The organism is Pseudomonas sp. MWU12-3103b (assembly GCF_023100615.1).
GTDB lineage: Bacteria > Pseudomonadota > Gammaproteobacteria > Pseudomonadales > Pseudomonadaceae > Aquipseudomonas > Aquipseudomonas putida_A.
Genome location: NZ_JALMEY010000008.1, coordinates 121,021 through 134,894 on the forward strand (window position 1 = coordinate 121,021; position 13,874 = coordinate 134,894).

The window sequence follows — 13,874 nt, forward strand, 5'->3', positions numbered from 1 at the left end:
TGCGTTTAGCAGGTTTTCTCGCTCGAAAACGTCCTAGAATCCCGCTCTTGTCTACGTCGCCGGTTGGATGCCTTTCAAAGTAACTTCTTAGCTATCAATCAGAATGCCAAGAGGTCACTACAGACCATGCCGATTTATATGAACGGGTACATTATCTTTTATACGTCCAAGTGATGACCTCCACCTCGGAGGCAGAGTTTTATCACAATTCCTTATCAAATCGGAATGATGCGACTTGAGCAGAATCCAGCAAATGCCTACCGCAGCCGAGAAGGGAACGGTCAACTCTGCGGCTGGGTAGGATAAAAAGCAGGTTCTTGCAGTTCATGAGTGATCAATTCGACGAAGTCTACAAGGGCGGAATGCGTGGCCATTGGTTCCGATTATTCGTGCATGATCCTCAATGCTATCGGCCAGTTTTTCAAGGGTTCACACCAGAATGGGATCGCTGCCTTGGGGGGAACTGCCCTTAGCGGATTCCACTGTCATCGGGATATGTAACCTAAGAACTCATACCTTCGGTGTGGGTGAATAGTGCGTAACTGCCCGCGTAGCCTCTAATTTCAATACTTGCCCGCGTAACTAAGCCATTGCGCCTACAAGTGGGAGTTGCTTTATGATTGGTCATATTTACTTTGCACTTCGATTTCGGTTAGAACCGTGGCATTACGCAACACCATCAGTTATTAACATCATCAGACTGAGGCCTAGCTTAGCCGTCTTGGTTGAAATGACCGCTCGCATCGATTGAACCGAGCGCTATCACCCTTTGAGTAGAGCTAGATCCCCCCCTTAGGCGCCAGTAGCCCAAGGCACATTCCAACTTATCCGGCGTTGCTTCTCTGTTCAGAGCAGGACGTTGAAATGGGGAGTCTGGAGTGTTCGCGCATTCGACATGAAAGACTTACTCGTTGACTACGTCCATTTCGCGCAGGGGAAAACCTCGGAGCACCACATAAATACCATACCGATGGCGGCATATCGTTGGTTAAAGAGAAATGAGCATACCCGCCCTGACCTCAATACCCATCGGCTACACGGTGGACGTTGCGCCAATAAAAAGACCCTGAGAAGGCCCTTATTTGTACTCAACCAAAAATCAGTCCAATCGCCCAAATCTCACTTAACTCCCCCGCCACTTGCAGCACGCACTGACAGTGTGGGCGCCGGTGAGGCATTAGAACGCTCAGTATCTATTAAAGACCACCTTGAAATATTAGCTGCATAACACAATGGGCACATAAGGTTCCACCTACCACCCTAACTATAAATTAAACCCATTACGATTCTGAACTTACCAGAACCTCGAACATTTCCAAGCCTAAAGCTGAATAAAATTCATTAAGTAGCTCACAAATACGATAGCTATGAAATTATCACTCGAACAATTACTAATCGAGTTGATCTTCATGCAAAAGTCTCACTGGGCCAGAACCCGCGCTCCCCAGAATATCCTGTGGATTGCGTAAAGGGCAATGTATGAGCGACAAGCACCCGCATCCGATACAGTTTTCGAGATTTCCTTGAAGCTTTTGTAGCTGAATAATCCGTCGGCTCAATTCAGCTGACCATTCGGTTGAGACCTCCGCCCACTCGGAAGCCGACGGTTTCCGATCATGGGGAATCGGTTCCAGCGCCTTCTTTATTTCCGCTAAGGGAATACCCGCCGACAAGGCCACCCGAATAATTGCTATGCGGCGAAGTACACCACGGCTGTAAACACGCTGATTTCCAGCCGTTCGTTGCGGTTCAAGAAGCCCCTTCGTCTCGTAGTAGTGAAGCGTAGAGACCGCAACTCCACTTCGCTTAGATACCTCTCCAACGCTCATGCGTTGGGCCGAAGAAATATTTTCATTCATAAGCTTGACCTCAAGCATGGTTGAGGTTTTATAACATCATCCGAGCTCTGCTGCCAATAGGTAGCGATCTACCTCAGCATCAATCGATAGAAAAAAACTATGGATTATATTATTCAGATTTCAAAATTGGTTATGAGTACAACGATCAACGCCGCGAATCCTGGTGCCGCCGGCACGTAAGTGGTTGGCAGAGCACAAGTTTAACTGGCGAAAATTTCTAGCATGCTTTTTGCAATGCTGATTTAAAGTTTCTGTAATCATATGTTGTATGGCATCGCCAAAAATTCGAACCAGCGACACAATGCGAAATTACCTCAAGCAGCCGGGATGCAAGAACGTACGGCTAAAAGCAAATGTAGCGCAAGACTTATCCTTTCAGGAATATATAATGAACGATAGAATCAGACCGTCTTATTCAAATACTGCGAAAGCGCTCCACTGGATCATGGCCGCAATTTTCTTGGCCGCTTGGATTATTGGGTTTTATAGCGCGACATTTACATCCTACACTGAAAGTGCAAATCTAAAATACAATCTGATTATCACACACAAAAGCATCGCAATGACTATTCTATTTCTAGCGCTTGTTCGAATATTCTGGCGATATACGCATCCCGCACCTTCACTGCCAGAATCGATGCATATAAATATGAAGCGCCTGGCGCATCTAGGGCATATTATGCTTTATGTGGCGTTGCTGATCCTTCCCATCTCTGGCTGTATCTCCAGTTGGTTAAGCGGTTACCCTGTTCCTGTACTCTTCATAGTGACCATCCCAGCTTTGGTTGAGACGAATAAGACTATGGCGCCCATTGCACAAATGGTTCACCAATATCTAGCGTTTGGCGCAGGGCTGTTGATTATTGGCCATGTGATAATGGCCCTCAAGCACCACTTTATTGAAAAGGATGGCGTCCTGATGTCTATGCTTTGGCTAAAACGATAGTCTTCATAATAAATGAATCATGGAAGATATGATCTAATATCTTAACCCCCTAACGTGGAAGAAATAAAAATGGCTAAATTACTGGTTCTTTATCATTCGATGTACGGTCACGTCGAAACAATGGCTTACAAAGTCGCCGAAGGTGCCAAGCAAGTACCAGGCGTTGAAGTCACGCTGAAACGTGTCCCGGAAACCATGGATCCTGATCGCTTCAAAGCAGCTTACGGTAAGGTGGATCAGCAAGCACCTATAGCAAGCCCAAGCGAACTGGCCGATTACGATGCCATTATCTTTGGTACACCGACTCGTTTCGGTAACATGTCTGCTCAAATGAGAAATTTCTTCGATCAGACAGGCGGGCTGTGGGCCAAGGGAGCACTAATAGGAAAAGTGGGTAGCGTTTTCACCTCCACGGGCACCGGTGGCGGTCAAGAGATGACAATCACTTCAACCTGGACGACTCTAGCGCACCACGGGATGATCATCGTTACACCTGGTTACAGTCACCCAGCAAGCTTCGACATCTCAAATGTGAGCGGAAACACTCCTTACGGTGCAGCTACAATCGCTGGCGCAGACGGATCACGTCAGCCAGATACTCGTGAGTTAGAGCTAGCCCGACATCAAGGTGAATACGTAGCGAAAATCGCTTTGAAAATCACGCAGTAATCTTAAACCTCCCCGATAGGGAAATCGGGAGGCTCTATTTTAGTTGGCTAGTTTATCGCGATCTCAAATCCCTTTGTTACTAAGGAAACAATACATAATTTCTAAAGGGCTAAAGGCTGACGAGGACATTAACAACACTGGACATTAGTGTACTTCAGAGCTCATGAAAATCAAAGTACAGCTATACCCCATATTTATTTAATTTTCTGGCTAGTGCCATGCTCCCCAAATTTTAGAGCACTAGCTGTTTTTTATAGAATCTCCAAAAATAGCTTGAAACTATACTACAAGCCAAAGCACACACCGAACTTTTAGCCTCCAACAAAATTTAAAGATCTGGAATTCTAATACAACCAAACAACGAGAAACACATTCTATGAATCGTAGCGAACTACGCAAAGCAGATATCAATCTTTTTGTTATATTTGAAGTATTGATGAAAGAAAGAAATGTGACGCGTGCTGCGAATAAGCTTTTTCTAGGACAGCCTGCTGTGAGTTCATCACTTAACAGACTTCGCATTCTTTTTAACGATCCTTTATTGGTCTCCATTGGTCGCCGCATGGAGCCTACGGCGCGTGCGCACGAAATACTTCAGAACCTTGTTCCGGCACTGGACGCGATGTCCAACGCATTAAGCTCCAGCAATGATTTTGACCCCGCATCGAGTACTAAAACATTTCGGGTTGGTATTTCAGACGACGTTGAATTTGGGTTACTACCAGACGTCCTATGTATGTTACGGAGGGAAGCACCAAATGTAGTGATCGTAATCCGACACGCGAACCACACACTCATCAATGAGTTATTAACCCAAGGCGATATCACCTTGGGGATCAGTCAGACTAAAGAACTGCCAGCAAACGCCAAACGTAAGCTACTGCGTAAAATTAGACATCGTGTCCTTCGCGCGGACAACACAAACACGCTATTGACCTTGGATGAGTATTGCTCACGCCCGCATATTTTAGTTTCACCCAACGGGGATATCGTCGGTCACGCTGATGAATGGTTAAATTCTATTGGCCGCAAACGAAACGTAGTGCTCTCAATACCTCAATTCAGTGTTCTGCCGGCGCTATTAGCTAATACTGAGATGCTAGCTGGGCTTCCCGATTATGCAGCTAAGCCGATGGTTGCTTCTGGGTTGCTGTTCGATGAACCGATGCCATTCGCTACGCCCGAGTTAGAGCTGTCCATGGTGTGGCGCAGCGTTGATGATACTGACCCTGCTGAGCGCTGGTTACGCAACCGAGTGGAGTCCATGATGAGCGACCGAATGGTGCCCGCAGCTTAACACCGCGATGACAATTCGGTAATGGTCATAACCGTGCTTTTCGACGTTGTGGGGAGGATAGGAAGTTCCGGCCTCACTGCGAAGCGCCGATTCGAAAAGGTCAAAGCCGACCGAGTGACGGAAAAGTGGGGCCAACGAAAGAGTAGTAGCCATTGCTAAATCTCCTGAGTTTTCTCCAAGTGATTTGAGACGCGACCCGCATTCGGCATCGCGTATGGAAATTCCTATGCAACATTTGAAAAATCTCATCGCGAGTATCGGTTTGCTAGTTGCAGGCCAGTCAATGGCAAATGCGACGACGTATCCCGTAACGGTGACCGATGTTGCCAATCGCCAAGTAGAGATTGCGCACGGGCCTAAGCGAATCGTCCTTCAGGATGGTCGTGACCTATTTACCTTGGCTCTGCTCGACCGCCAGGATCCTTTTAAGCGCATCGTCGCCTGGAACAACATCGTCAAGTGTGCCGATCCGAACACCTGGAAGGTGTTCGAGCAGCAGTGGCCGGAATCGGCGAATCGTGCGACGGACATGAAGTTCGGCGATGAAGGCGATCTCAATCTGGAAGCGATAGTTTCGGCGCATCCTGACCTGCTGGTTTTCCAGACCCGCGCCCGCGCTTCCTTGGAGAGTGCTGGTGTCGCGCAAAAGCTCGCGGCACTCAAAATCCCCGCGGTGTTTGTCGATAGCGACATTGATCCGGTGACCAACAGCCAAAAAACCGTTGCTCCACTAGGCAAAGTTCTCAATCGCGAAACAGAGGCCAAGGCATACCTTGATTTCTATCAGAATCACCTCGCCAAGATCGATCAGAACATCAAGCAACACACGCAAAAACCCTTGGTGTTCGTCGAGGCAAAAGCCGGCCAAGGCGGTGCGTCTGCATGCTGTTTCACTCATGGTGACGTGTATTGGGGGAAACTCGTGCAAGCCGCCGGAGGGCAGAACTTAGGGTCTAGCTCACTGCCCGGTGCGACCGGTGACGTGACACTGGAAACGGTGCTCGGCAAACAGCCCGACGTCTATGTGATGACTGGCTCACAGTTCCCAGGTTCGACCTCTGTCGCGCCGCCATTTGGTTTCGGTGGCAGTGTGCAGCAGCCGATGATAGATCGCTCATTGAGCCTGCTGCAGGAGCGTCCTGGATTCGCCCAATTGAAAGCCAGCCAGAACGCTCAAGTGTACGAATCTATCACCAGTTTTACGCGAGCTCCTGGAACATTCTCGCGCTCGAATACCTCAATCAAGCGTTCTATCCCGACAGCGCGCAGCGCCTCGATACAGCCGAAAGCCTCGCCACGCTTTTCAGCCTTACCGGATTGAAAGCCGTGCCCGCCGTCCTCTACTCGCCTGCGCCTGCCAATGAATGAGTTACCAGAAGCCATGTCGATGCCGGGTACTCTGGTCTCGCCCTCCCCCCAGGCCCACTACGCTCATACCGTTTGGCGACGTAGCGCGTTACTGACCCTATTGTTGGTGCTGGCACTTGCAGCATTCACTGCTGACCTGATCGTCGGCTCCGGGACGCTCACACTGGGTGAAGCTATAACCGGGTTGCTGCGTCCCGACAGTGTCGATTCCAGCACCCGGGTAATCCTTTGGGAACTACGGATGCCGATGACACTGATGGCGGTACTGGCCGGCACATGCTTGTCGCTCTCGGGATTGATGATGCAGTCTGTCCTCGACAACCCGCTCGCAGAGCCCTTTACGATGGGTATCTCGTCAGCCGCCGGTTTCGGTGCGTCACTGGCCCTAGCCTTCAACCTATCCTTCAGCCATGCGTTACCAGGACTGAGTGCCGATCTGATCGTCACCGCCAACGCGTTCTTGTTCTCGTTAATGACCGTTGGAATCATCCTGCTGCTGACACGCGGACAGGTGGGCCTTCAGGCCATCACGCTGCTGGGAATCGCGATGCACTTTGTCTTCAGCTCACTGCTGGGGATGGCTCAATACGTGGCGAGCACCGATCAATTGCAAAGCATCGTGTTCTGGTTGATGGGCTCGCTGCTGCATGCCACTTGGAACAAAGTCACGTTGTGTGCGGTGATCGCAGCCATCGCCATTCCGGTCGTGCTACTACAAGCGTGGGCGTTAACCGCCCTGCGAAGTTTTGGCGAACAGGCGGTGGTGTTCGGCATTCCGGTGCGCCGACTGCGTACGACAATGTTGGTACTGGCGGCGCTGCTGGCGGGCGCTGTCACATCGGTGGTGGGTGTGATCGGCTTTGTGGGCCTTGTCGCGCCGCATGTGGCCAGACTGCTGGTGGGCGAGGATCAGCGCTTCACCATCGGCGTGACCATTGCCTGCGGGATCATCTTCGTGACCCTAGCCTCTCTGGCAAGCAAATTGATCGTACCCTGTGCCGTGTTACCCATCGGCATGGTCACCTCACTGATCGGTCTGCCGTTCTTCATCATTCTTATCCTGCGCGACCGGAGGCTGACGTCCCGATGAGTTTCTCTACCTCCGACTACCGGGTAACTTTGCGCGGCAAGCCCATTCTCAAGGGACTGAACGTGCACGTTGCCGCCGGCCACACAATGGCGTTGCTGGGTGCAAACGGCGCGGGAAAGTCGACCTTCATGAAAGGATTGTGCGGACTGGTGCCTGCTTTCGGTTTTTCCAGCATCAACGGTACGGCATTATTGGGGATGTCTCCTGCCACCCGCGCGAGGATGATTGGCTACGTCGCGCAGGATCTCCCACATCTCGACGTACGACTGTCCACCTACGAGCTCTTGCTACTCGCTCAGCAAGGCAGTGCGCGCAGTTGGAAGACCAGCGTAGAGGCGCGATACAAGGCAGCCGAACTGCTTGAGCTAATGGGATTGCAACGTTTCGCCGAGAGCCAGCCAGGGCGACTTTCCGGGGGCGAACGACAGATGATTTCCCTTGCCCTTGCGCTCGTTCGCAGTCCGCAATTGCTCCTGCTGGACGAGCCCACATCGGCATTGGATCTAGCCAATCAATTGCAGATTCTTGATGCCGTAAGCGAGTACACACGCACGTACAAAATCGTCACGCTGGCGATCTTCCATGACATGAATCTGGCCAGTCGATACGCCGACGACACGCTCATGCTTGATCAGGGCATCGTGCATTGCTGCGGCCCAACGAGAACCACATTAACCCCAGAAAATCTCGCGCAGGTGTATGGGGTTGATTGCAGGGCGCTGAGCGTCGATGCCGGCGCATTCACGGCGATCTACCCAGTGTCGGTGATTGCGAACGAGGTTGGCAGCCAATACTAATTGAGCGGGCTGATCTTGATGCGATCAATTAGCCAGCGCCCTGCCGGCCCGGGCAATGTATTGGTCGAGTGAACTGCAGAAAAATCGATCTTCACCCCCTCTCTGGGGATGCTCTCGACATCCAGCATCACTAATGTGCCTGCTGCGAGATCTTGTTCAATCATATGCAACGGCATGCTGCCCCAGCCAACGCCATCTTTCAGGAACGCGTACTTGGTCGATAGATCGGCCAAGCGCCACGTCAATGGCGACATCACGCCATAATCCTGTCCTCCCAGCATTTCCGAACGGTCTGTCAGCACCAACTGAATGTGCTTTGCCAATTCACGTTTGGATAGTCTCCCTGTCAGGCTGGACAGCGGATGATCGGCGGCCGCCACCATCACCAGTGAAAACTCACCAATGCGCTCGATGGATAAGGAGGGAAAGTTGATTGGCAGCGAGGCCAGGATGCCCAGACTACAACGGCCATCCAATATCGGCTGATAACCTGCGCCAAGCCCTTCCACAAACATTTTCAATCGAGTCAGCGGGAAACGTTCGGCGAACTCTTTGACCACGGCGGTAATTGCCGAGGTGGGGAAAAACACATCCACCACCACCGACAACTCTGGCTCAAGACCTGAGGCCATGAGTTTGGCCCGGGCCTTCAAAGTGTCCACTCCAGAGACGATGTTGCGTGCATCGGTGAGTAATAGCGCGCCTTGAGGCGTCAGTTTGGGGAATCGTCCAGAGCGGTCGAACAGTACGACCCCAATCTGATCCTCCAGGCTTCCGACCCAACCACTGACGGCTGATTGAACCCGGTTTAGCTTTCTAGCTGCTGCCGAGAAACTGCCTTCATCCACCGCAGCGATAAAGGTTCGCAGTTGATCGAGCGATACGCCATCGAGCATTTCATTCTCCATCCATCTCATTGGCAGATACTTTACATCTCAATATACCGTCTATTCAGATGCAGCCTCAAAGTTCATCGTTCTCGTGACGTTCAATCCACACGATAAAGGTGACTTAACCATGCAAATTCTCCATCTCGACTCCAGCATTCTCGGCGCCGCTTCAGTGAGTCGCCAGTTGTCCTCAAACATTGTTGGACGGTTGAAGGCCCTGCATCCTGACAGCAATGTGATCTACCGAGATCTCGCGCTCGACCCGGCCCTGCACCTTTCCGGCAAGCATCTGGCCGCTTGGCAGGGTGCGGGAAGTGACGATGCAATGCTCACGGAAGATCTCTACAAAGGCACTGCGTATCTGCAAGAACTGCTCGAATCGGACGTCGTTGTCATCGGCACGCCAATGTACAACCTCACGATCCCTACTCCGCTTAAAGCGTGGATTGACCGAATCTCATTGGTCGGCAAAACCTTCCAATACACCGACAAAGGCCCCGCAGGCCTGTTGAAAAACAAACAGGCCTACATCGCGTCTTCTCGCGGTGGCGTGTATTCCTCTGGTAGTCCTGCGGCGCCTTTGGAACATCAAGAAACCTACTTGATCGGGTTGCTGGGATTCCTGGGCATCAGCGATACCAAGCTTATCCGCGCTGAAGGCTTGGCTATCAATGCGCAGGTCAAAGATGCCGCCATCGCTAAAGCTCTCGAAGATATCGCTGCCATCACCGGCTGATCACCAACCGCGCTTCCCTTTTCCGCAATAGAGGACTAGAGCATGACTTACTCCATCATCGGTTCCGGCAAGGTCGGCACCGCCCTCGCCCGCCAATTCGCCCGTAATGGCATTCCCGTCGCAATCGCTAACACCCGAGATCCAATAAGCCTCGCACCGCTCATCAATGAGTTGGGCAACACCGTGACGGCGCAGCCTCTTGAACAGGCTCTGGAAGCAGACATCGTCATTCTCGCCATTCCTTTCGGCGCTCATCGAGAGATTGGCCAGCGATTCGCGAACTGGAAGAACAGGATCGTCATCGATGCCATGAACACTTATGGCGTGCCGCCTCAGGAACTTGACGACCGCGCTTCCACTGACGTCGTCGCCACCGCTTTTGTCGGCGCAAGGGTGGTGAAAACCTTCAACCAGCTCCCTGCGGCAATGCTCGCCAAAGATCCTGCACGAGATGGAGGGCGCCAAGTGATGTTTGTGTGGAGCCGGAATCAGGAAGCCAACACGACCGTTACCCAACTGGTGGATCAGTTGGGCTTTGCCCCGATATCCTTGGGTGAGATTGATGAAGGTGGGAAGCTGCTGGGCTTGGGCGGCCCACTGATCCTGCAAAACATTATCAAATATCAATGATTCGACGGCTGTGGGTCATGTGCCGTGAGCAACTAATTGTGGGCTTGCACTAAGTATGAGGAGGTAGTCAAAGAAAGTCGCTCGATGAAAGGGTCTGGTACACACCGAGGTCATCAGTTTCACTACTTTCAAAAAGTTGTGATATCACGCTCATCCGTGATTTGCACGATAAAAAAGGGCCATCACAGGCCCTTTAATACTCAAACCAAAATCACTTTGTCAGCCAAGACTCAACAGTCGCGGCGCCGTGCTTCGCTTTCCAATCTTTAAGCGTTTTGTGGTTACCGCCTTTGGTTTCTACGACTTCGCCTGTGTGAGGGTTTTTATAAACCTTCAACTGACGAGGCTTGCGGCTACCTGCTTTGGACTCAACCGCTGGAGCGCGACGACCTGCTTGTGGATCTAGCAGATTGATCACGTCCTTAAGGCTGTAGCCGTATTTTGCGAGCAAATCGCGCAGCTTCTTTTCGAAATCAATTTCTTTTTGAAGCCCTGCATCGCCTTTCAGAGCTTCGAGCGCTTGGAGTTGTTCGGCGAGGTGTTTTTCGAGCTGGCGGAATTCGGCAAGCTTAGACATGGAAGTTCTCGATGGGTGGTTTGTACATTAAGAATACACCAAAACTCACATCGCGAATTCACATCACAATACTGTTTGCCGCCTAATTTATCCGCAATTCCTAGTACACTTTCTAATAGCTAGATAGCTGACTAATAAGCCGACAAGAGCTTTTTAACCTCGGCAATGATCAAGTCTATGTTGAATGGCTTCGCCAACACCGCATCAAAGAGATCAGATCTCTCCATACCGATGTGAGCTTGGGCACCGCTCATAAGGATTATCGGCAGATGATTGGCGGAAGGGAGAGCTCGGACGGCTGTGGCAAATTCTAGGCCGTCCATGACCGGCATCATAAAGTCGGTGATTATCAAGGCTGGCCGCTCTCTATCCAGCACCTCTAGTCCTTTTCGACCATTGCTGGCCGTCACTACCATAAACCCCTCATCCTCCAATGCGAAGCTGAGAATATCAGCGATCAAGTACTCGTCGTCGACGACCAGGATAGTGGCCATGTTAATTCAACCCGCACAAAGGCTTAAGATCTTGAACCGGGCGATGACTCAGTGGGGACTGAAGGTTCATGTCTTGAAGCCTTTTTCAGGAAAACATCATGATCACGGATGACGACCTCAAATCGTGAGGGATCGTAAGAGCTGTCTCGTACTTTAAGAATGGAAAGCGTCCTGCTTAGTTCAGAGTGATTTTCAGCGAATCGCATCAGCATCAGGTTGTCGACGATGCTGGACAGATCAGAGTTTGGTGCGCTGACCTCGGAGCCAAATAAATCACGCATTTCCCAGGAGGCGAATACCGTAACGCCCCTGGATCGTAGCTCGTTCATCAGAGCACTGAAGAAGTCAGTAATACGCGCTGGATTTGTTGTGACTCGCGTCATGCCACTCAGGCTATCGATGAACAGACGCTTAATGCCCTTTTCTTCAACGATACTCAGCAGCCGTGCACCTAGGCCATCCAGAAGCCCCTCTGTGGTGGGCTGCCAGGCAATGCTCAGCGCTCCGCTGTCTTCCATGCCCTTGATATCTATACCCAGCGATTGGCCTTTGAGCCGCAGACGTTGTGGACTTTCGTAAAAGCCAAAATGTAGGCCCGGAGATTCCACTGTCGACTCAGCCAGAAACTTGAGGCCAAGGGTCGTTTTCCCAATCCCGGATGGGCCTATGACAAGAGTCACGCTGGAGCTGTGCAGACCTCCCCCCAAGATCTCGTCCAGCGATTGAATGCCACTGGCGATACGCGTCATATCCGCGCTGTCTGAAGAAGACGGATGGCTGTAAAGGCTTTCGAGTCGCGGATAAACCACAAGGCCAACTTCGGTGATTTCGCACTCGTGGAGGCCGGTCATTGCTGGACTGCCGCGAGTCTTACGAAGCTGAATTCGACGCACTGAGCGAGTGCCGTAAAGCTCCTCGCCCATCTCAATAACTCCATCAACCATCGTGTGCTCAGGGCTGCCATCGTCGAGTCGAGAGCTTGTGAGAAACAGCACCGTGCAGCCAGCGAAAGCGGCGTGCCCTTGCAACTCGGAAATGAATTTCTTGGTGTCGATATGTGAATCAGCTTTTGAGCGTGCATTGAGCAAACCGTCCACAACCATTACGGTAGCTTTCTGACGGCTTATCTCGCGCCTGAGCAGTTTCACTACTTCATCCAAACCTTCATTTTCCAAAGTGTCAAACGCGCTGACAAACTGGATTTCAGCCCCGACCTTGGAAGAGTCGAAAAAGCTCAGAGTAGAAAGGAACTGAAAGAGTCGATCGTGCGATTCGGCCAACAGCGTGGCGACCAGAACCCGGCCTCCATTGCTCGCATGATGAAACCCAAGTTGGTTCGCGAGGATCGTTTTTCCAGACCCTGGGCGCCCTTGGATTATGTATGAAGAGCCTGCTACCAACCCGCCCTTGAGCAGAGCGTCGAGCCCTTCGATTCCACTTTCGAGGCGTTTTAGCTTTTCCACGATGCGACCCTGATCTGAAAAACAGGCTGTTTAAGCCGAGTGGGGGGAATGCTAACGCCATTTTCGGTCTGGGGCTATTCACACCTAGAGCATGGTTCGCATAAAAGTTGGACTCAAGGTAATCCCACGTTGTCCACCCTCACGAACCTCCTATGCAAGGATAGCAATCACCACACCCATGGAATATTTAATCCCCAAAGTGTTTAACAGCAACGGATAAGTTCGCAGCTGAGATAGGCACACCTAGCTTACGGCCATCGCTCTGACTTCGGCTTCACCGCTCACCAAGCCCACGTCCACATGAGCTCAAGGGATCACTTTCAGCAACCCTGACTTTGCGATTTCAACTCGGGAAAGATCAGTTTCTTTACCCAAGGAATACCGCACAGACGCTTACATTCAGTCGAAGCCTTCTACAGCCCCAGATCTCGACCCAAAAAATCATCCTTCAATTCGTCAGTGGCCATCCCTATATCCATAAGGTGCCATTGCAGATGGCTTCTCAGGTGCGTTCTCAGACGAGATCTAAGCTCGACGTAACTTTCAGTTGGGCCAGCGCATGATGACGTTTCAGGGCATCACGTAGCACTTTGATGCTCTCAGCACCGATTACTGACACGTGCAGCCGCACGATAGGATCAAGCCCAGGGATTCTCTTGAAACTGGCGACCGCCTCTTCAAGCAGTCGCGCAAACGACACCTTGCTACATGCCTGCTGCGCCGTGCGCCAAACCTGAGACTCAATCTCGTCTTCCATCTGCTCTTTCCAGTTGATCTGCGGACTGACTCGCACGAAGTTGTCCGACACGGGTATTTTTTCAAAAAAAAGACCGTGAATTTGAAATCAAACGGGTTAGCAGCGGCTTTCAGCCGCTAAGGGACGATTTTGCTGTACACATGAGGCCGCCATACACCGGCGTCAGCCAAGATAAGTCGCAAGGAAAAGCCAGAAGCAAGAGCACAGCAACAGCGAAAAACCACATAGGTTGTCCAGGAAGACCGGTGAACGGAGAGGCGCCAAGATCGCTGCTTTTCTGTTGTCCTCAAATATAAAGATC

General features: G+C 51.3%; 14 protein-coding genes and 1 pseudogene. 8 read left to right on the top strand and 7 right to left on the bottom strand.

The annotated features are described in order from the left end of the window. Nucleotides 1-1,391: 1,391 nt before the first annotated feature. The gene (gene soxR / locus M0808_RS14375) at nt 1,392-1,859 is read right to left on the bottom strand and encodes a redox-sensitive transcriptional activator SoxR (protein ID WP_247841606.1); all 468 of its coding nucleotides are present in this window, start codon (nt 1,857-1,859) and stop codon (nt 1,392-1,394) included. A 388-nt stretch (nt 1,860-2,247) separates the two neighbouring features. Between soxR and M0808_RS14380 the strand changes: the two genes are divergently transcribed. The 3 genes from M0808_RS14380 (at nt 2,248) to M0808_RS14390 (ending at nt 4,771) form a co-directional block, all read left to right on the top strand. After that, complete coding sequence (locus M0808_RS14380; RefSeq protein WP_247841608.1) at nt 2,248-2,805, top strand: cytochrome b; 558 nt, start codon at nt 2,248-2,250, stop codon at nt 2,803-2,805. A 69-nt stretch (nt 2,806-2,874) separates the two neighbouring features. Further along, nucleotides 2,875-3,474 (top strand): NAD(P)H:quinone oxidoreductase, encoded by a 600-nt coding sequence (gene wrbA / locus M0808_RS14385; protein WP_247841610.1) that lies wholly within the window; start codon nt 2,875-2,877, stop codon nt 3,472-3,474. 376 nt (nt 3,475-3,850) lie between these two features. Further along, nucleotides 3,851-4,771 carry a LysR family transcriptional regulator gene (locus M0808_RS14390; protein ID WP_247841612.1) on the top strand — a complete coding sequence of 307 codons (921 nt, stop codon included), beginning with the start codon at nt 3,851-3,853 and terminating at the stop codon, nt 4,769-4,771. A gap of 3 nt (nt 4,772-4,774) precedes the next feature. On the opposite strand, the pseudogene M0808_RS14395 reads toward M0808_RS14390, so the two are convergent. Next, a pseudogene (locus M0808_RS14395) lies at nt 4,775-4,924 on the bottom strand (heat-shock protein); the annotation flags it as partial. 73 nt (nt 4,925-4,997) lie between these two features. On the opposite strand from M0808_RS14395, the gene M0808_RS14400 reads away from it, so the two are divergent. From M0808_RS14400 to M0808_RS14410, 3 genes are read left to right on the top strand one after another with little or no spacing between them, the layout of a single operon-like run. Next, nucleotides 4,998-6,092 (top strand): ABC transporter substrate-binding protein, encoded by a 1,095-nt coding sequence (locus tag M0808_RS14400; RefSeq protein ID WP_247841614.1) that lies wholly within the window; start codon nt 4,998-5,000, stop codon nt 6,090-6,092. A gap of 39 nt (nt 6,093-6,131) precedes the next feature. Beyond that, complete coding sequence (locus M0808_RS14405) at nt 6,132-7,229, top strand: iron ABC transporter permease (RefSeq protein WP_247841615.1); 1,098 nt, start codon at nt 6,132-6,134, stop codon at nt 7,227-7,229. After that, nucleotides 7,226-8,026: an ABC transporter ATP-binding protein gene (locus M0808_RS14410; protein ID WP_247841616.1), complete on the top strand. Its 801-nt coding sequence runs from the start codon at nt 7,226-7,228 to the stop codon at nt 8,024-8,026. Before M0808_RS14405 ends, M0808_RS14410 begins: the two co-directional genes overlap by 4 nt. Here M0808_RS14410 and M0808_RS14415 read toward each other — a convergent pair. Further along, nucleotides 8,023-8,922, bottom strand: a complete 900-nt coding sequence (locus M0808_RS14415; protein WP_247841617.1) for a LysR family transcriptional regulator — start codon at nt 8,920-8,922, stop codon at nt 8,023-8,025. The two genes, M0808_RS14410 and M0808_RS14415, sit on opposite strands and share 4 nt — an antisense overlap. Nucleotides 8,923-9,043: 121 nt before the next feature. On the opposite strand from M0808_RS14415, the gene M0808_RS14420 reads away from it, so the two are divergent. Both M0808_RS14420 and M0808_RS14425 read left to right on the top strand, forming a co-directional pair. Next, complete coding sequence (locus tag M0808_RS14420; RefSeq protein ID WP_247841618.1) at nt 9,044-9,652, top strand: NAD(P)H-dependent oxidoreductase; 609 nt, start codon at nt 9,044-9,046, stop codon at nt 9,650-9,652. Nucleotides 9,653-9,694: 42 nt separating this feature from the next. Further along, complete coding sequence (locus tag M0808_RS14425) at nt 9,695-10,282, top strand: NAD(P)-binding domain-containing protein (RefSeq protein ID WP_247841619.1); 588 nt, start codon at nt 9,695-9,697, stop codon at nt 10,280-10,282. 211 nt (nt 10,283-10,493) lie between these two features. Here M0808_RS14425 and M0808_RS14430 read toward each other — a convergent pair whose 3' ends face one another. The 4 genes from M0808_RS14430 to M0808_RS14445 form a co-directional block, all read right to left on the bottom strand. Next, entirely contained in the window at nt 10,494-10,859 is a 366-nt protein-coding gene (locus M0808_RS14430) for a histone-like nucleoid-structuring protein, MvaT/MvaU family (RefSeq protein ID WP_247841620.1), read from the bottom strand. A 131-nt stretch (nt 10,860-10,990) separates the two neighbouring features. Then, nucleotides 10,991-11,353, bottom strand: a complete 363-nt coding sequence (locus M0808_RS14435; RefSeq protein ID WP_247841622.1) for a response regulator — start codon at nt 11,351-11,353, stop codon at nt 10,991-10,993. 23 nt (nt 11,354-11,376) lie between these two features. Next, nucleotides 11,377-12,819, bottom strand: a complete 1,443-nt coding sequence (locus M0808_RS14440) for an ATPase domain-containing protein (protein WP_247841717.1) — start codon at nt 12,817-12,819, stop codon at nt 11,377-11,379. A 511-nt stretch (nt 12,820-13,330) separates the two neighbouring features. Continuing rightward, nucleotides 13,331-13,573, bottom strand: a complete 243-nt coding sequence (locus M0808_RS14445; RefSeq protein WP_247841624.1) for a hypothetical protein — start codon at nt 13,571-13,573, stop codon at nt 13,331-13,333. Nucleotides 13,574-13,874: the final 301 nt, after the last annotated feature.